The organism is Azospirillum melinis (assembly GCF_013340935.1).
GTDB classification, from domain to species: domain Bacteria; phylum Pseudomonadota; class Alphaproteobacteria; order Azospirillales; family Azospirillaceae; genus Azospirillum; species Azospirillum melinis.
On record NZ_WHOS01000038.1, the window covers coordinates 1 to 17,402 of the forward strand.

A 17,402-nucleotide genomic window follows, 5' to 3' on the forward strand; every position below is an offset into this window, starting at 1 on the left:
CGTATGTTTGGACGCCTCAAGGACTTCCGGCGCATTGCCACCCGCTATGACCGCTCCGCCACCAACTTCATGGCCGCCGTCCACATCGCCGCAACCGTCGCCTACTGGTTATGAGTCCGGACCCTAAGAAAACCAACCAAACACCAGACGGTTAAGGGAGACCGACACCATGTTCCGCAAACTGCTTCTCGCCACCGGCATCGCCGCCGCCCTGCTGGCTCCGGTCGCGGCTTCCGCCCAGGACGTGAAGTCCCGCATCATCCGCTTCGGCTACGGCCTGTCGGAGAACAGCAACCAGGGCCGCGCCGTCAAGTTCTTCGCCGAAGAGGTCTCCAAGCGCAGCGGCGGCAAGCTGAAGGTGAAGGGCTTCGCCGACGCCAGCCTGGGCAGCGACATGCAGATGCAGAACACCCTGATCGGCGGCGCCCAGGAGATGATGGTGGGCTCCACCGCCACCCTGGTCGGCGTCGTCAAGGATTTCGGCGTCTACGACCTTCCCTTCCTGTTCAACGACGAGAAGGAGGTCGATAGCGTGCTGGACGGCCCGTTCGGCGAGAAGCTGATGAAGTCGCTGAGCGACAAGGGGCTGGTAGGGCTGGTCTATTGGGAGAACGGCTTCCGCAACCTGACCAACAGCAAGCGGCCGATCACCAAGGTCGAGGACATGGGCGGCATCAAGCTGCGGGTGATGCAGAACCCGGTCTACATCGACATGTTCAACCGGTTCGGTGTCAACGCGGTGCCGCTGGCCTTCTCCGAGCTGTTCGCAGCGCTGGAGACCGGTACGGTCGACGGCCAGGAGAACCCGGTGGCGATCATCCAGTCGTCCAAGTTCTACGAGGTGCAGAAATACCTGACCCTGACCCGGCACGTCTACACGCCCTTCATCGTTCTGGCCAGCAAGCGCTGGTGGGACGGCCTGTCGGCCGACGAGAAGAAGATCCTGCAGGAGGCCGCCGTCGCCTCGCGGGAGTTCGAGCGCAAGGACAGCCGCGAGGCCTCGGCCCAGAGCGTGGCCTACCTCAAGGAAAAGGGCATGCAGATCAACGAGCTGAGCCCGGCGGAGCTGGAGCGCATGCGCGAAATGATCAAGCCGACCTTTGACAGGTATGCCACCGAAGGTGGTGCCGACCTGCTGAAGGAACTACAGAGGGAAATCATGAAGGTACGCAAGCCGTAACATCGTTTTCAAGAAGTGCCGCGTGCCCCCCTGCGGGAAGGTGAGCTGCCGGTCATACCCTCCGGCGGGCTGAAGGGAAAAGGGCGCCCGATGGGGACGGCCGTTGTATCGATGCAGATCAAGGATCCGCGATACGCCAGCCTCTTCAACATGGGCGGCGCGGCCGTTGCCAGCCGTGTCAGCATCCTCGAACGGCCCCCCTGGCCGATCGAGCCTACAGGAGCCAATCAGATGAAAGTCCTTGTCCCGGTCAAGCGGGTTGTGGACTACAATGTGAAGATCCGCGTGAAGGCGGACGGCGCGGGTGTGGAGACCGCCAATGTCAAGATGTCGATGAACCCGTTCGACGAGATCGCTGTCGAGGAAGCGGTTCGCCTGAAGGAAGGCGGCAAGGCGACTGAAGTGATCGCCGTCTCGGTCGGCCCGGCCCAGGCACAGGAAACCCTGCGCACCGCTCTCGCCATGGGGGCAGACCGCGCCATCCTGGTCCAGACCGACGCCGAGACCCAGCCGTTGGCCGTCGCCAAGCTGCTCAAGGCCCTGGTCGAGAAGGAGGGGGCGCAGCTGGTCATCCTGGGCAAGCAGGCCATCGACGACGACTGCAACCAGACCGGACAGATGCTCGCAGCATTGCTGGGCTGGGGCCAGGGCACATTCGCCTCCAAGGTGGCGCCCGCTGACGGGTCGGTCACGGTCACCCGCGAGATCGACGGCGGGCTGGAAACGGTCAGCCTGACGCTGCCCGCCGTGGTCACCGCCGACCTGCGCCTGAACGAGCCGCGCTACGCCTCGCTACCCAACATCATGAAGGCCAAGAAGAAGCCGCTCGACATCGTAGCCCCGGACAGCCTGGGCATCGACATGACGCCGCGGCTTAAGACCTTGAAGGTGGCCGAGCCGGACAAGCGCAAGGCCGGCGTCAGGGTGTCCGACGTGGCGGCCCTGGTCGAGAAGCTGAAGATCGAAGCAAAGGTGATCTGAGATGAGCATCCTCGTCATTGCCGAACACGACGACGCTTCGCTGAAGCCCGCCACGCTCAACGCCGTCGCCGCTGCCGCCAAGGTGGGTGGGGACATCCACGTTTTGGTTGCCGGTCTGGACGCCCAGCCTGCCGCCCAGGCCGCCGCCAAGGTGGCGGGCGTGTCCAAGGTGCTGCTGGCCGCCGATGCAGCCTATGCCCATCAGCTGCCGGAGGATGTGGCCCCGTTGGTGGTGTCGCTGGTCAAGGCCGTCGGCTACGGCCATGTGCTGGCGCCGGCCACCTCGGCGGGCAAGAACGTGGCGCCGCGGGTGGCCGCCCTGCTGGACGTCCAGGCGGTGTCGGACATCACCGGGGTCGTTTCCGCCGATACGTTCGAGCGGCCGATCTATGCCGGCAGCGCAATCGCCACGGTTCACTCGGCGGACGCGGTCAAGGTCGTGACGGTGCGCGCCACCGCATTCGAGGCGGCTGCCGGGGAAGGCGGCTCGGCCACGGTGGAGAGCGTGGCGGGTGTCGACGCGTCGGGCCTGTCGAGCTTCGTGTCGGCGGAGCTGGCCAAGTCGGAGCGTCCGGAGCTGACTTCGGCGCGAATCGTGATCTCGGGCGGCCGGGGCATGCAGTCGGGCGACAACTTCCACCTGCTGGAGGCAGTTGCCGACAAGCTGGGCGCTGCGGTCGGTGCCTCGCGCGCCGCGGTGGATGCCGGGTTCGTGCCGAACGATTATCAGGTTGGCCAGACCGGCAAGATCGTGGCACCGGACCTCTACATCGCGGTCGGCATCAGCGGTGCGATCCAGCATCTGGCCGGGATGAAGGACAGCAAGGTGATTGTCGCGATCAACAAGGACGAGGAGGCGCCGATCTTCCAGGTCGCCGACTACGGCCTCGTCACCGACCTCTTCGAGGCGGTGCCGGCGTTGGCATCCGCCCTTTGATCAAACCAGCACCCCCGCGCTCTGAGCTGAACTTTGCGCATTACGCGGGGAAGCAGATGGCATGAATGAGGTTCCGGCAGGTTTTGCGCCAGCTTGATCGTGGTGCCGGCGCTGCCGTAGAGGATCACCTCCCTTCAGGAGGTGCCGTATGCGCTGTCTTATACGGCTCATCCCACTCCGACACGCTGACAGGCGGAGCTCGCTACGGCAAGCGATGTCGAGCCGGTGCATCCTATCCGAAGGCCCGCTGCCTGTTTTGCCGATTTATCTTGGGCGCAGCAGGGAATGTTAATTCCCTGTTTCATCCGGCTACGGACGCTCTCCGGCCGGCCCGAAAGCCAGGAAAACTGCGTTGGACGCAAGGAGTTGTCGCTGCGCGAAATACTGATGATCAAGGCATTTCCCTGTAAATTCCCTGTTTCGCAGGGAAACCGATCGGGTGGTACGGCGAACCTTCCTCCGACGGTGCCAAGGCAGGGGAGAGTGTTTTGCCAATGACTGCTCCCTCCGCCACGAAATCAGGCCAGAGCGTTGATTTTCTCAGAAAATCCGCTCTGGCCTTTTTCGTTTTCCACATTGTGCCTTATTGCTGATTTGTCACCGGATATGCTGGCGGTAGAATTGCGCCCGGGTGTTGTGCCTGATCGCTTAACAGTGCAGTTGTGATCCTGCGACATAATCCAAATACTTCCGGGACAATCAGGCGGCTTCAAATCGAAAGCATTAACCCGTATGTGTTTCCTCTTGCGCCAAAACCCTACTTTTGGTTTTATGAACCAGTGGTTTAGATGCGCTGTCGAGGTTCGCGTGCGTATACGCATTGGATTGGCTGCGGTTCTTCTTGGCGCTGGGATGCTGTCTGCATGCCAGACAATGAACGATGTGGCGAAAACGGTCGGCAAACCGCCGGAGAAGGCGCTTGAGATGCGTGCGCTTCAGACGCGCCGTTTCGACAGCGAGAACGAGAAGCTTCTGCTCGAGGCTGGAACCCAGACCCTTCAGGATCTTGGCTTCACCATTTCCGAGGCGTCGAGCGACGTCGGCGTGGTGGTTGCCTCCAAGCAGCGCAGTGCGGAAGAGGGCGGGCAGGTTGCGGCACAGATCGGCCTGACGATCGCAATGGCTCTGCTTGGCGTGGCAAACAATCCCACCTGGGACCAGGAGCAGACCATTCGGGTGACGTTCATTGCCAGCCCGGTTTCCGGCGGCCGTCAGACCGAAGTGCGCACCGCTTTCGACCGGATCCTGATCAACAATCATGGAAACGCCTGGAAGGCGGAATTGCTGATGGAGCCGCAACTCTACCAGGAGTTCTTCGAAAAGCTCTCCGCCAGCGCGTTCCTTGAGGCTCACAAGATATGACATTGAGCAAGAGCATCCGCCTTGCGATCTTCGGCGCAATGGCGCTCGCGGTCGCAGGCTGTCAGACCAACAATCAACCGCAAATCGTGCTCAGCAAGAAAAGCCCTGTCGAATTGAGGGCAATGCAGGCGCGTGCATTCGAAACCTCCGATCAGAACAAAGCCCTGCGGACCGTGATCGCCACGCTCCAGGATCTTGGCTATGGGGTCGACAAGGTCGAGCCGGCTGCCGGAACGGTTTCGGCCAGCAAGCTGGCCAAGCTTCGCATGACCGCCACGGTTTATCCGCGCGGTCCTTCCCGCATGATCATACGCTCCAATGCCGTGGTCATGAACCTTGGGGTGGAAAGTCAGGTGGACGATCCGGCTTTTTACAAGGATTTGTTCTTTGAGCCGCTGGGAAAAGCAATGTTCCTGACTGCTCTCGAACTTGGCAGTGAAGAGGATGTACCGCCGGTGGCGGATACCGCATCGAAAACGACTGCCAAGCCGTAATCCACTTCAGATCGAGGTTTCCTTCCATGCTCTTCAAGAATTGCACGTTGGTCGTGATGGGGCTTGCCTCGGCGCTGCTGGCCGGTTGCCAGACGGCTGGAGAGCATGCCGCCGCTGTCCGTCAGGCACAGGATGCGGATCGCTTGACCGTCGGCAAAGTGCAGCGCGAGATCCGCATCGGTATGACGAGTGCGGAGGTCGTCGAGGTGCTTGGTTCGCCCAACATGGTGACGACGGACGACCGCCGCCGCGAGAATTGGGTCTATGACAAGATCTCGACGGAGACGGCCTACTCGTCCAGCAGCGGTGGCGTGAACGCACTGATTCTGGGCGGTGGCCCGATCGGCGCCGGCATTGGCGGCGCCTTGGGCGGCGCGGGCGTCAGCGGCTCCGCGGGCGCCCGCAGCACCTCGCAGCGGACGTTGACGGTGATCGTCAAATTTGACGAGGGCAGCCGGGTTCGCGATTTTTCGTACCGCTCCAGCAGCTTCTGACCGGAGCGGCAGCATGAAGTGCCGGGTCGTCGCATCCGTCCTGATCCTATCGGTGTTGGCGGGCTGCCAGCAGACGTCGGGAACGCAGCAGCAGGCCGCTGCGCTTACGCTGGCGGCCGAGAGTCTTGGGCAGCGTCAGATGCAGACCCGGCGCTTCGACACGACCGATGAACGGAACATCCTCGCTGCTTGTGCCGGTGTGCTGCAGGACCTCGGCTTTACCACCGAGGAAACCAACCTCAAGGCTGGGTTGATCGTCGCCTCCAAGGACCGCGATGCGGTCGAGTCAGGACAGGTTGCCGGGCAGGTCTTCTTCGCTCTCCTGGTGGCGGCCATGGGAGGCCGTGCGGACCCGGTGTGGGACGCCAATCAGAAGATCAGGATCTCCATCGTGACGCGGCCGACAGGCGATCGAAGCGGCATCATCGTCCGTGCGACTTTCCAGCGTGTGATTTGGAACACGAAGAATCAGGTTTCGCGCGTCGAGACGATCGACAAGCCCGAAATCCATCAGCAGTTCTTCGAAAAGCTCTCGCAATCCGTTTTTCTTGAGGCGCACCAGATATGAGCATGACCGATCGCCGGAATTTGTCGGTCTGCGCTGGGGTTATGGCACTTGCGTTGGCTTTGCTTTCGCTTGGCGGATGCCAGACGGACTCGAAGCAACAGGTGATGGCCGTCGACAAGAGCCAGGTTGAGCTGCGCGCGATCCAGACGCGGTCTTTCGACACCAGCGACCGTAACCTGACGATTCGCACGGTAATCAGCAGTCTTCAGGATCTCGGCTTCGTCATCGATAAAGCCGATGAGCAGTTGGGCATCATCAGCGGAACCAAGCTGTCCGGCTATGCCATGCGCATGACGGTTACGGTTCGTCCACGCGGTAAGACCCAAATGGCGGTGCGGGCGAGCGCGCAATACAATCTGGTCGCAGTATCGGATGCCGAGCCTTATCAGCAGTTCTTCGCCGCCCTGTCGAAGGCGATGTTCCTGACTGCGAACGAAGTGGACTGACGCCTCGCGGCTGGATCCCGAATGCTTCGGTCGGCCGGTTCGGCGCGGCGGACATACTTCCCGAGTCGTTTCCTGACACAATAGAAAAGCCCGCCCCGCACTTGGCGATTGCCGGTGCAGGGCGGGCTGTCAGTCTTTTCCGGTGCCTGGAACGGAAGGGGCCTCGCCCCTTACTTCGACCGCGACACGCGGCGCAGGAAGTCGATGAACTGCGTCTGCTCTTCCGGAGACAGATCCTTGACCATGCCCTGGTCATGAGCCTGGACGCGTGGGATCAGGTCATCCATCAGCGTCTGGCCTTCCGGCGACAGGCGCAGCGCATAGGAGCGGCGATCGTTGGGCGATGGGGCGCGGACGACCAGACCGCGCGACTCGAGCCGGTCGATCACGGCGACCATCGTCGACCGGTCGATGCCGACCGCCGTGCCCAGATCGGACTGCGACAGGCCTTCATTCTCCCGGATCATGATCAGCACACCGAACTGGCCGGGCGTGATGTCATGCGGAGCGACCGCGTTCTGGAAGCTCTGGAACACCGCGACCTGAGCCTTGCGCAGGTTGTAACCCACGAGCTCGGGAAGGGGGCCGAGGGCAAGCTTGCCGTTCTTTCCGGGCCGCAGACGCGACCGCCGGTCGGCGGGGGTGGAACGCTCGTTGTCAGTCACCGTGGATGCCATATTTTGGATGAATTATCGGATGAACAGATAAAATGCGGGCATGGCATTCGTTTGTCAGCAAGAACTGCACAGGCGATAGGCTATGCATACCAGATATGCGCTTAGCGTATTGGTGGGGGCGCGCACAAATTCCATCTTGAAGAGTCAAGAAGTGATCGACGCCGATTCGACGCCGATCGCCCGCCCTGCGGTTTCCCCTGCCGCGCGCGGGTTCCCGAATCGGAGCTTCCGACGCCCGGTCCCCCCCAGACCGGGCGTCTTCGTTTCCAGACGGACCCGCCCCGAACCTCGCCCCGGTACGCTGAAGCGCTTTGCAGGGCAGGGCGGATGGTTGGGCGCTTGGTCCGTTGCCGGCTTTCGGGTTAGCTGTTCGACAGTGTCCCAACCAGAGAGCCGATGCCATGGCCTTCGCCATTCCCCTGTGGTCCCAGCCGGCCGTCCCCGTCACGGGCGGCGATCCGTTCCCAGTGCGGCGTATCTACTGCGTCGGCCGCAACTATGCCGCCCATGCGCGCGAGATGGGCGCCGATCCCGACCGCGAGCCGCCCTTTTTCTTCATGAAGCCGGCCGATGCCATCGTCGCCGATGGCGCCACCATCCCCTATCCGCCGAAGACCGCCAACCTGCATCACGAGATCGAACTGGTGGTGGCGATTGGCACCGGCGGCCGCGACATCCCGGTCGACCGGGCGCTGGAGCATGTGTTCGGCTATGCCGTCGGGCTCGATATGACCCGGCGCGACCTGCAGAACGCGGCCAAGAAGGAAGGCAAGCCCTGGGACATGGGCAAGGGCTTCGACCAGTCGGCTCCCTGCTCCGCAATCCGCACCGTCGCCGACATCGGTCACCCGGCCAAGGGGGCGGTTACCCTGCAGGTGAATGGCGAGCCGCGGCAGAAGGGCGACCTGTCCGACCTGATCTGGTCGGTGGCGGAGACGATCTCCTACCTGTCCGGGCTGGTCGAACTGCAGCCGGGCGACCTGATCTATACCGGCACGCCGGAGGGTGTCGGCGCGGTGGTGGCCGGCGACGTGCTGACCGGTGCGGTCGAGGGCGTCGGCACCCTGACCCTGACCATCGCCTGAGCCGCCGCCGATGCGCATCGCGACCTGGAACATCAATTCGGTCCGCATGCGTCTGGACCTCCTCCTCCGCCTGATGGAGGAGGAGCAGCCGGACGTGATCTGCCTGCAGGAAACCAAGGTGGTGGACGCCGACTTCCCGCTCGGCCCACTGGCGGAGCGCGGCTATGTCCACGCCCATATCCACGGGATGAAGAGCTACAACGGCGTTGCCATCCTGTCGCGCCTGCCCTTCTCTTCGCACGACGTCCAGCACTGGTGCGGCAAGCAGGATTGCCGCCATGCGCTGGCCCATCTGCCGGGCGGGATCGAACTGCACAGCGTCTATATCCCGGCAGGCGGCGACATCCCCGACCCGGCGGTGAACGACAAGTTCGCCCACAAGCTCCAGTTCCTGGACGAGATGACCCACTGGCTCAGCACGGAACGGACCCCCGACCGTCCGATGGTGCTGGTCGGCGACCTGAACATCGCGCCCCTGGAGCAGGACGTCTGGAGCCACAGGGAACTGCTGTCCGTGGTCTCCCACACGCCCATCGAGGTCGAGAAGCTGGCGGCGATGCAGGCTTCGGCCGGTTGGGTCGACGCCCTGCGCCGTTTCGTTCCGCCGGAGGAGAAGCTCTACACTTGGTGGAGCTACCGGGCGAAGGACTGGGCCGCCTCCAACCGCGGCCGGCGCCTGGACCATATCTGGGTGACGCCGCCGCTCGAAGGCACGCTGAAAGGCATTAAGGTGCTGCGCGATGCACGCGGCTGGGAACCCAAGCCGTCGGACCATGTGCCGGTGATCGTCGATCTGGATGTCTGATGGCTGACTGCCTGACGGGGGGAGGGGGCGGTTGCGTCCCCTCGCTTCGGTAAAGCCTTACTCGAGCAGGCTGATGTTCAACCTCAGCATTTCCGGCGTGCCGTCCTTGGCCAACCGGAACAGGTGGGCGCAGCCGTTGCGCAGGTCCTCCGCCGGGTCGTCGCGCATGTCCCAGCCGGTGGCGAGCGAATAGAGCGCACGCAGGATGCCGTTGTGGGCGACGGCGCCGGTCGGATGCCCCTCCGCCGCCAGATCGGCGAGCCAGGAGCGCAGGCGGTCCTGCACCTCGCGCGGGCTTTCACCGCCGGGTGCCTTGAAGTCCAGCCCCAGCCGGTCGTGGCGGGCCGGCATGCGGCCGTCGGCCCGCAGATCCTCGGTGCGCTGGCCTTCCCACTCGCCCCAATCCATCTCGACGAGCCGCGGTTCCGGTCTGGGATCGAGGCCGAGCAGCAGGGCGGTTTCCCAGGCCCGGCGCTTCGGGCTGGCGACCCAGCGCAGTCCCGCCGACTCGGACGGCAGGCGGTAGCGGGCGATCCGTGCGCGGCCGGCGTCGGACAGCGGCTCGTCGATGCTGCCCTGGATGCGCCCTTCGGCGTTCCAGGCGGTCGGGCCGTGACGGAGGATCAGCAGGGTGGTCATGACGGTACCGGGACGCGGATGACGGGGATGCGCCGGCAGTTTAGCGCTTCGCCGTCTTCTGCACCGGCATTTCCTTCACCTGGGCCAAGGCCACGCGGACGCGTGACAGATCGGGCGGGGTGAGGGCGGCCGCTTTCCCCGGAGTCTTGGCCGGCTTGGCCGGAGGCTTGCCCGCTTTGGTCCCCGCGTCAGCCAGCTGGACGCGGCCCTTGCCGCTGCTCTTCTGGGCCAGCGCCTGGGCCCTGGCGCGGGCACGGGCCTGCGCCTCCAGAATCTGCGGCGCGCGCGGCTCGCCGGTCTTCGGCGTCCAGGTGCGGAAGGGGCCGGTGTCGACATGGACATGGCCGGTGTGGGCGTACATCGCGTAGCCGCCGCGCTGCATTGCCGCCGCCTCCTCCGCCAGACGCGACGGCGGGATGCCGGCGATGGAGAAGTCGGCCGCCTGTCCGCGCATGTGGTAGGAGTTCTCGGCGACGTTCGGGTTGGTGCGGGCGAGGCTGGCGTTGCTGGCGCTCGACCGGTAGCCCGATGTGATGCGGATCGGCGACTCAGGGAGAGCGCCGACACGCTGGCGCAGTTCCACCAGCATGTCGACCAGGGCCGGATCGACCGGGATCACCTCGTCGCTGCGGCGGTCGCGGAACAGAACCGCGATCTCGCGCATCGCGGCCGGATCGTATCCGTCGCCGGGACGCCAGTAGGTGACGGACGTCGTCTCGCCGCTGGCGGGATGGTGCAGCACCACGCTGCGCGGGTCGCCGTCCAGCTTCGCGCTTTCCAGTGGCGGTGTGCTGGCGCAACCGCCAAGCTGCGTCGCGACGGTCAGCACGGCAAGCATCCCCAAGGCACGACCGGTCATGCGCATCGCTTTCCCCCGAGCTTTGCACGCTTCAACGACCCCGCCCGCCCCAATCCAGGCGGGGTTGCACACCGATCTAATACCAAGATTGTCACAGGAGGCCAGTGTGACAAAGCAACCTGTGGCGTATTGAACACGCACAAGCGCTTTTGCTCAGTGGATCAGATTGTTGAGGATTCAACCGGTAAGAACCATGCCGGTTCTTAGAGGAACAACTCCATCCCTTCGCGGGCGACCAGCGAACCGGGGCGCATCGCCTCCGCCTCTGCCGCAATGACGTCCAGCGCGTCGTCGGTGCGGGCGGGATCGTGGTGGAAGATCACCGCGCGGCTGACCCCGGCGGCCTCGGCCAGCCGTAGGCATTCCTGCCAGGTCGAATGGCCCCAGCCGACGCGCGACGGGTATTCGGCGTCGGTGTAGGTGCTGTCATACACCATCAGATCGGCACCGCGCAGCAGGTCCAGGATCACCGGATCGCGGCCCTCGGCCGGGTGCTCGGTATCGGTCAGGATGCACAGGCTGCGGCCGCCATGCTCCACCCGGTAACCGGTGGCGCCGTCGGGATGATTGAGTCGGCAGGTGCGCACCACGACGTCCGGCGCCAGTTCCAGCGTCTGCCCGGCCTGGAAATCGCGGAACTGGCAGTCGGCGCGGAAGATCTCGACCGGCACCGGGAACAGCGGTGCCGTCATCATGTCGGCCAGCACGGTGCGGAAGGGCCGCTCCGGCGGCAGATGGCCGGCCCACAGCCGAATCCGGCTGGCCGGATCGAAGGCCGGGGCGAAGAAGGGCAGGCCGCTGATGTGGTCGAGATGGCTGTGGGTCAGCAGCAGGTCGATGTCCACCGGTCCGCCCTCGCGCGACAGCGACTCGCCCAGCGGCCGGATGCCGGTGCCGCAATCGAAAACGATGTGGGTGCCGCCGCAGCGAACCTCGATGCAGGCGGTGTTGCCGCCATAGCGCACGGTTGCCGGGCCGGGCGATGCGATGCTGCCGCGCACCCCCCAGAAGCGCATGACAAAGGGGGAGACGCCGCCGGCCCCGTCCTGGGCTGGCGGTTGCGCGGGATTGATGGTGGAACGAGCGGTCATGACGGCGCCATCGTGGCTGTCAAGCTTGTCCAAGTCTAGTAAATCTCTCCCGCCCTTTTCTCTTCCGGGCGACTCCCACGGATGGCGGCCAAGGCTTTCGAACGCGGCCTGTCGCGAGTCGCCACCCTACGAAGGGCATCTGTCCAAACCCATAAGATGTGGTAGGTTGGGGCCTCGTCGCGTGGTGCGCGGCATGACTTCTCCCAGGTCCCCGCGCGGGTGGGGACCGGCTCCGGCGGAACCCGACGCGGATGGATCCTGACAAGCTCGCCAAAGTCCTCGCCATGGCCGAGTCGGAGCATCAGGGCGAGGCGCTGTCCGCACTGCGCGCCGCCCGCATCATGCTGTCCCGTGCCGGGCTGTCCTTCCGCGATCTGGCGGAGCGCGCACGCACGCCGGTGCCGCCCGCTCCCGAACCGCCGCCGACCGTCCATCCATCCGAACCCGCCCCGGCGCCGGCTCCGCCGCCGCCGCCGGACGAGCTGGTCCGCGGTCTGCGCCGGCAGGTGAAGGATCTGGAACTGGAACTCGCCACCCTGCGCCGGCAGCTCGACAAGGCGGTGGGCGATGCCGACCGCCAGCGCGAGGAGGCCGACCGCTGGCGCACCCTGGCGCGCGAAACCGCGGAGAAGCTGTGGGACATGGGCAAGGCGCTGGAGCGCAAGCACTCCCGCCATGCCGACACCGACAAGCGGCGCGCCGTTCTGGAACTGCTGCAGGATCCCGGCAGCGCGCTGCTGTCGGATCGCGAGATCGCGCGCCGGGTTGGCGTTTCGCCGCATGACGTCGCCCATTGGCGCCGCCGGATGGCGATTGTCGGGCGCAAGCTGCGGCTGCTGCCGGTGGTGCCGCGCGGCCGCGGGCTGTGGGTCGGTCCGTCTGCCTGCGGCCTGGGTGCCGCCCGGCTCAACCACCAGTCCAAGCTCCACGTCAGGCCCAATGCCAAGCCCCAGGCGGGCGAGCGTCACCGCTGGCTGGGTTTCGCCGGCGAGGTCACCATTGCCGAACGGGGAAGCCGGCGGGGGCTGGCCCCCGTCGGACGGTGAGCGGCGGCCTCAGTCGATCGGCGGCCCCAGTTGATCGGTGGCTAGGGCACCAGACGATAGCCGCCGGGCTCCGTCACCAGGATGCGGGCATTCGACGGATCGGCCTCGATCTTCTGGCGCAGGCGGTAGACGTGGGTCTCCAACGTGTGGGTGGTGACCGCGGCGTTGTAGCCCCAGACCTCCCCCAGCAGAGTTTCTCGCCCGACCACCAGATCGCCGGCACGGTACAGGTATTTCAGGATCGCCGTTTCCTTCTCGGTCAGGCGGATCTTGCGGTTGGCGGCCTCGTCCAGCAGCAGCTTGGCGCCGGGGCGGAAGCTGTAGGGGCCGATGGCGAAGACCGCGTCCTCCGTCTGCTCGAACTGGCGCAGCTGGGCGCGCAGTCGGGCGATCAGCACCCCCAGGCGGAAGGGCTTGGTCACATAGTCGCTGGCGCCGGACTCCAGACCCAGGATGGTATCGGCATCGCTGGCCGACGCGGTCAGCATGATGACCGGGCAGCGCACACCCTCGCGCCGCAGCAGCTTGCACACGTCGCGCCCGTCCATGTCCGGCAGCCCGACATCGAGCAGGATGGCGGAAAAACCGGTCCCTGCTTCGGCCGCCGTTCGCACCGCCTTCAGCGCGCCGGCACCGTCGCCGGCCTCCTCGGTCTCAACCTCCTCCAGCAGCCGCAGCTGCTCCGCCAGCGACTGGCGCAGGGCGGTGTCGTCATCGACCAGGAGGATGCGTTTTGCGATGGTCATGGGCTGTATGGGGGCTGCACGGGACTGCGGCACGGGATCGGGAGGCGGATGCCGTCGGCGGCAGCGCCGGGGCCGCGCCTTAGTAGCATGGCGCCGGTGGATTGTCGTGATGGCTTGTGGCGAGAGGGGCAGCGGCCCTTGCCGAGGCACTCAGAGGACCGCCAGCAGTGCCGCTGCACCCTCCGCATTCGGGTCGGCACGGACGATCCGGTCGGGCTGAACGCCCAACTCCCGCACGGTGGCGGCGACCGCGTCGTCCGGCACAGCGATGCGGCCCATCAGCGCCAGCGCGCCCTGTTCCAGATTGCGGCGGGCCGCGGCCTCGTCGGCGGGCAGCGCGGGGTCCGCCCAGTGCAGGCGCTCGACCAGCGCGGTGAAGCGCAGGCGTCGGCTGTCGGCCGTCAGGCTGGCGGCGAGATTGGCCAGGGCGTTGCCGTCCAGCAGGACCGGAGCGCCGTCGGGCAGCCGTGCCAGCGCGACGTCGGCCGCCAGGATCGCCGACGGATCGACCTGCGGGTGCGGGCCGGGCAGGGCATGGATGGTGATGCCGGCTCCGGCGGCGCGCAGCGCTTCGACCATGCGGCGGCCATAGGCGTCGGCCGGAAGATCGGCAGGCATCACGAGATGCACGGAATCGGGTTGGTCAGGGGGCGTCGAGCGGGTGTTCACGGGGAAAGGACTCCCGGTTGAAGGGCTGTGGCTGTCATCCTAACGCCCAGGGTTCCGGCGGCGGAGCGGTCCGTTGGAGGTGCCGACTCCGTCCGGTATTCTGTCCCGATCCAGTCCGAAAGGGCTCCTGGGCTGGGCAGGCTGGCAGGATCGTTGCGCCTTCGGCAACGGTGTGGCGCGCGGGAATCGCTGGACAGGGGCGCGCCACCTGCGCTTTGCTTCGCCCGCCGAACGCACCATGTCCCGTTTTTCGCGCCGGAGCCGGCGCACCCGCTACGCAAAGCCGCTGACGATGCAAGCCGAACACTCCTCCGCCACCACCACGGTCACCCTGTCCGCGCCCGCGGCAACTCCCAAAGCGGCTCCGATCGACGAGGCCGCCGTGCGCGCCGTTGACCGGGCTCTGGCCGCCCTGCGCCGGGGCGAGGTGGTGGCGATCGAGACGGCCGACGGCACCGTCGGCGCCGCGGTCTCGGTGGAGTCGGTGGCGCTCGATACGGTGGACCGGCTGAAGGCGCTGACCGGCGGCACTCCCCGGCTGGCGGTCACCCGCCGCCGCGCCGTCGTGCTGGGGCTGGCCGCCGCCGGAGCGGCGCAGCCGGCGACCGACATCGCCGACGATCAGGCGCCCGGTGCGGCGGAGGCGTTCGGCGCCATGACGCTCGACCGGCCCGACGGATTGACGGCCGACCAGGCCCATGCGCTGGCCGATCCCGAACAATATCCGCAGGCTCAGGATGCGCTGCCGGCCGGCTTGACCGCCACCGAGGCCTGCCCCGGCAGCCGCGAGGCCGCCGCGGTGGACCTCGCCCGGCTGGCCCGCCTGCTGCCTGCCGCCATCACCGCCGACCTGCCGTTGCCGGTGTCTGGTGGGGCGGTCCGGGGTGGGGCAGCGGTCAGCGCCGCGGAGTGGGCGGCGGAGCATGACCTGCTGCTGGTGCGGGCGTCGGACGTCGCCGATTACCGCGTGCATGTGGTGCGGACCCTGCGCCGCGTCGCCGATGCGCGGGTGCCGCTGGTCGGGTCGGAGAATACGCGCATCTACGCCTTCCGCCCGGCCGACGGCGGGCCGGAGCATCTGGCCATCGTCATCGGCGAGCCCGATCCGGCGCAGCCGGTGCTGGCCCGCCTGCACTCGGAATGCTTCACCGGGGACCTGCTGGGGTCGCTGCGCTGCGATTGCGGCGACCAGTTGCGCGGCGCCATCGCCGAGATCGCCCGGCAGGGCAGCGGCGTGCTGCTGTATCTGGCGCAGGAGGGGCGCGGCATCGGGCTGGTCAACAAGCTGCGCGCCTACCGCATCCAGGACCGTGGTTTCGACACGGTGGACGCCAACGAAATCCTCGGCTTCGAGGCCGACGAGCGCGTCTATCTGCCGGCGGCGGAGATGCTGCGGCAGCTTGGCTTCGACTCCGTCCGGCTGATGACCAACAACCCGGAAAAGCTGCGCCAGCTCGCCCGCTGCGGCATCGCCGTGGTGGAACGCGTGGCCCACATCTTCCCCGCCAACGGCCACAACGAGGCCTATCTCCGCACCAAGGCGGAACGCAGCGGCCACATGTTCTGAGCCTTCAGCCCAGCTTGAGCCGGCGAGGCAGGAATCGCCATGCCGGCCCGGCAGTTCTTGCCGCCCCTCTTACTGTTCATGCGGTGCTGGGAATCGGATTCCGGGTGCTGACTGTCCGGATCCTCCCGAAACGGGTGATTCCGCCCCGGTTCGGGCATGGGGGCTTGGCACGGCGCTTGCTGTACCTGCCGTGACCACCGAGCCGGGAGACCGCCCATGGCCATCGACGCCACCACCATCGACAGCAGCGCCGTTCAGCGTGCGGTGCCGCGCGAGAAGGCGTCGCCGGTCATCAACGACGGCCATAATGGCGGCCCGGTGGAAATCCAGGGCGACATGTCCTTCTGGGACTTCCTGGACATTATCAACCCGCTGCAGCACATCCCGATCGTCAGCACCGTCTATCGCGAGATCACCGGCGACACCATCCAGCCATCCATGCGGATCATGGGCGACATGCTGTATGGCGGCGTGATCGGCGGCATGGCCTCCATCGCCAACGCGGTGATCGAACAGGCGACCGGCAAAGATGTGGGTGAAACGGTCATGGCCTCGCTCGGCTTTGGGGGAGGTGACCATCCCGCCGCCTCCACCGCCGTCGCGGACGCCTCGGGGGGGCCGGCGGCGTCCGGCTCCCCCGCGGAGCCGCAGCAGGCGCCTGCCGCCGGGCTGGCCGCTGCGCTGGCCGCCGCCAAGCCGGCCGACCTCACCGCCGCACCGTCGCCGGCTCCCGCCGCCACCGGACAGCCGATCCGGCTTGCCGCCGCATCGCCTGCCGCTGCCAAAGCCGTGTCCGCAGACGCCTCGCCGGCCCTCACCGCGCAGCTTGCCGCCGGCGCCGCCCCGCACCCCAGCAAGATGCCGGCGCGCGATACCCCGCTGGCGAGTTCGGCCCTGGCGAAGCACAGTGCCCCCCGCTATGCGGCGCCGGTTCCGGGAGCGGTGACAGCCTCTGCCCGCGCCATCGGTGCCACGGCGGCCAATGGCGGCCAGCCGCAGGCCGGCACCGGGCAGCCGGCCCCCGCCCAACCGGGAGATGCAGCGCCGCCCGCACCACCGGCTGCCGGATCGGCTCCGGTCACGCCGGACATGCTGTCGGAGACGATGATGCGCAATCTGGCCAAATATGAGCAGTCGCGCAAAGCGGCGCAGGCGGCCACCAGCACCACGCGGGTGTCGGGATGAGCATCGAGATCGTTGTGACGCCGGATCGCCCCGGCACCGACAAGGTCGGACCCGACGGCGTCGGTCCGGTCACCACCGGCCGCCTGCGCTGGCCGGGTGGGGAGGCGCCCTGTGTGCTGGGCCGCGGCGGTGTCCGCACCGACAAGCGGGAGGGCGACGGCGCCACCCCCGTCGGCCGGTTCCCGCTGCGCCGCGTGCTGTGGCGCGCCGACCGGCTGCCGCCGCCGGAGACCGGGCTGCCGCTCCACCCCATCGCCGAGCAGGATGGCTGGTGCGACGCGCCGGAGAATCCCGCCTACAACCGGCCTGTCGTCCGCCCCTATCCGGCCAGCCATGAGGAGATGTGGCGGGACGACCATGTCTACGACATCGTGGTGGTGATGGGGCACAATGACGACCCGGTGGTGCCGGGAATGGGCAGTGCCGTGTTCCTGCACCTCGTCCGTCCCGACCGGATGCCGACCGCCGGCTGCGTCGCGCTGGCGCCCGAGGACATGCTCCGGCTGCTGAAGGACTGCGGGCATGGCAGCGCGCTCAGCGTTGCCGACCCGGGCGCCTGATGCGGCTGTCG

Annotated in this window: 20 protein-coding genes and 1 pseudogene; 15 read left to right on the forward strand and 6 right to left on the reverse strand. The window is 66.8% G+C overall.

Annotation, left to right across the window (positions count from 1 at the left end; translation table 11 throughout):
* The 9 genes and pseudogenes from GBZ48_RS23830 to GBZ48_RS23870 all read left to right on the forward strand — a co-directional run.
* Positions 1–114: pseudogene (locus GBZ48_RS23830) on the forward strand (IS5/IS1182 family transposase); the annotation flags it as partial.
* A 55-nt stretch (positions 115–169) separates the two neighbouring features.
* A complete protein-coding gene (locus GBZ48_RS23835) occupies positions 170–1,180 on the forward strand; it encodes a TRAP transporter substrate-binding protein (RefSeq protein ID WP_174473293.1) in 1,011 nt (336 codons plus the stop codon).
* A gap of 231 nt (positions 1,181–1,411) precedes the next feature.
* Entirely contained in the window at positions 1,412–2,161 is a 750-nt protein-coding gene (locus tag GBZ48_RS23840) for an electron transfer flavoprotein subunit beta/FixA family protein (RefSeq protein ID WP_174473294.1), read from the forward strand.
* A 1-nt stretch (position 2,162) separates the two neighbouring features.
* The gene (locus GBZ48_RS23845; RefSeq protein WP_174473295.1) at positions 2,163–3,098 is read left to right on the forward strand and encodes an electron transfer flavoprotein subunit alpha/FixB family protein; all 936 of its coding nucleotides are present in this window, start codon (positions 2,163–2,165) and stop codon (positions 3,096–3,098) included.
* A gap of 807 nt (positions 3,099–3,905) precedes the next feature.
* Positions 3,906–4,460: a hypothetical protein gene (locus GBZ48_RS23850; protein WP_174473296.1), complete on the forward strand. Its 555-nt coding sequence runs from the start codon at positions 3,906–3,908 to the stop codon at positions 4,458–4,460.
* Between the two features lie 2 nt (positions 4,461–4,462).
* Positions 4,463–4,954, forward strand: coding sequence for a hypothetical protein (locus GBZ48_RS23855; protein WP_174473297.1), 492 nt, complete (start codon positions 4,463–4,465; stop codon positions 4,952–4,954).
* Positions 4,955–4,980: 26 nt separating this feature from the next.
* Positions 4,981–5,448, forward strand: coding sequence for a hypothetical protein (locus tag GBZ48_RS23860; protein ID WP_174473298.1), 468 nt, complete (start codon positions 4,981–4,983; stop codon positions 5,446–5,448).
* Positions 5,449–5,461: 13 nt separating this feature from the next.
* Positions 5,462–6,016, forward strand: coding sequence for a hypothetical protein (locus GBZ48_RS23865; RefSeq protein ID WP_174473299.1), 555 nt, complete (start codon positions 5,462–5,464; stop codon positions 6,014–6,016).
* Positions 6,013–6,462: a hypothetical protein gene (locus GBZ48_RS23870; protein WP_246307422.1), complete on the forward strand. Its 450-nt coding sequence runs from the start codon at positions 6,013–6,015 to the stop codon at positions 6,460–6,462. The genes GBZ48_RS23865 and GBZ48_RS23870 overlap by 4 nt, the downstream gene beginning before the upstream one ends.
* 170 nt (positions 6,463–6,632) lie before the next feature.
* Here the strand turns inward: GBZ48_RS23870 and GBZ48_RS23875 are convergent, their stop codons facing one another.
* Entirely contained in the window at positions 6,633–7,127 is a 495-nt protein-coding gene (locus GBZ48_RS23875) for a MarR family winged helix-turn-helix transcriptional regulator (RefSeq protein WP_244592894.1), read from the reverse strand.
* A gap of 413 nt (positions 7,128–7,540) precedes the next feature.
* On the opposite strand from GBZ48_RS23875, the gene GBZ48_RS23880 reads away from it, so the two are divergent.
* Positions 7,541–8,224 carry a fumarylacetoacetate hydrolase family protein gene (locus tag GBZ48_RS23880; protein ID WP_174473300.1) on the forward strand — a complete coding sequence of 228 codons (684 nt, stop codon included), beginning with the start codon at positions 7,541–7,543 and terminating at the stop codon, positions 8,222–8,224.
* Between the two features lie 10 nt (positions 8,225–8,234).
* Positions 8,235–9,029, forward strand: a complete 795-nt coding sequence (gene xth, locus GBZ48_RS23885) for an exodeoxyribonuclease III (RefSeq protein ID WP_174473301.1) — start codon at positions 8,235–8,237, stop codon at positions 9,027–9,029.
* Positions 9,030–9,086: 57 nt separating this feature from the next.
* On the opposite strand, the gene GBZ48_RS23890 is transcribed toward xth, so the two are convergent.
* From GBZ48_RS23890 to GBZ48_RS23900, 3 genes are all read right to left on the reverse strand, one after another.
* Complete coding sequence (locus GBZ48_RS23890; RefSeq protein ID WP_174473302.1) at positions 9,087–9,668, reverse strand: histidine phosphatase family protein; 582 nt, start codon at positions 9,666–9,668, stop codon at positions 9,087–9,089.
* Between the two features lie 40 nt (positions 9,669–9,708).
* The gene (locus tag GBZ48_RS23895) at positions 9,709–10,527 is read right to left on the reverse strand and encodes a YcbK family protein (protein WP_246307423.1); all 819 of its coding nucleotides are present in this window, start codon (positions 10,525–10,527) and stop codon (positions 9,709–9,711) included.
* Between the two features lie 203 nt (positions 10,528–10,730).
* Positions 10,731–11,618: an MBL fold metallo-hydrolase gene (locus GBZ48_RS23900; RefSeq protein WP_174473304.1), complete on the reverse strand. Its 888-nt coding sequence runs from the start codon at positions 11,616–11,618 to the stop codon at positions 10,731–10,733.
* Between the two features lie 251 nt (positions 11,619–11,869).
* Between GBZ48_RS23900 and GBZ48_RS23905 the strand changes: the two genes are divergently transcribed.
* On the forward strand, positions 11,870–12,664 hold the full coding sequence (locus tag GBZ48_RS23905; protein ID WP_174473305.1) for a hypothetical protein: 795 nt from the start codon (positions 11,870–11,872) through the stop codon (positions 12,662–12,664).
* A gap of 41 nt (positions 12,665–12,705) precedes the next feature.
* Here the strand turns inward: GBZ48_RS23905 and GBZ48_RS23910 are convergent, their stop codons facing one another.
* Both GBZ48_RS23910 and GBZ48_RS23915 read right to left on the reverse strand, forming a co-directional pair.
* Positions 12,706–13,410, reverse strand: a complete 705-nt coding sequence (locus GBZ48_RS23910) for a response regulator transcription factor (RefSeq protein ID WP_174473306.1) — start codon at positions 13,408–13,410, stop codon at positions 12,706–12,708.
* A 150-nt stretch (positions 13,411–13,560) separates the two neighbouring features.
* Positions 13,561–14,028: a glycosyl transferase gene (locus tag GBZ48_RS23915; RefSeq protein WP_174473307.1), complete on the reverse strand. Its 468-nt coding sequence runs from the start codon at positions 14,026–14,028 to the stop codon at positions 13,561–13,563.
* A gap of 343 nt (positions 14,029–14,371) precedes the next feature.
* On the opposite strand from GBZ48_RS23915, the gene ribA reads away from it, so the two are divergent.
* From ribA to GBZ48_RS23930, 3 genes are all read left to right on the forward strand, one after another.
* Positions 14,372–15,646 (forward strand): GTP cyclohydrolase II, encoded by a 1,275-nt coding sequence (gene ribA / locus GBZ48_RS23920; protein ID WP_174473348.1) that lies wholly within the window; start codon positions 14,372–14,374, stop codon positions 15,644–15,646.
* A gap of 216 nt (positions 15,647–15,862) precedes the next feature.
* Positions 15,863–16,831 carry a hypothetical protein gene (locus GBZ48_RS23925; RefSeq protein ID WP_174473308.1) on the forward strand — a complete coding sequence of 323 codons (969 nt, stop codon included), beginning with the start codon at positions 15,863–15,865 and terminating at the stop codon, positions 16,829–16,831.
* Positions 16,828–17,391, forward strand: coding sequence for a L,D-transpeptidase family protein (locus GBZ48_RS23930; protein WP_174473309.1), 564 nt, complete (start codon positions 16,828–16,830; stop codon positions 17,389–17,391). Before GBZ48_RS23925 ends, GBZ48_RS23930 begins: the two co-directional genes overlap by 4 nt.
* Positions 17,392–17,402 lie beyond the last annotated feature (11 nt).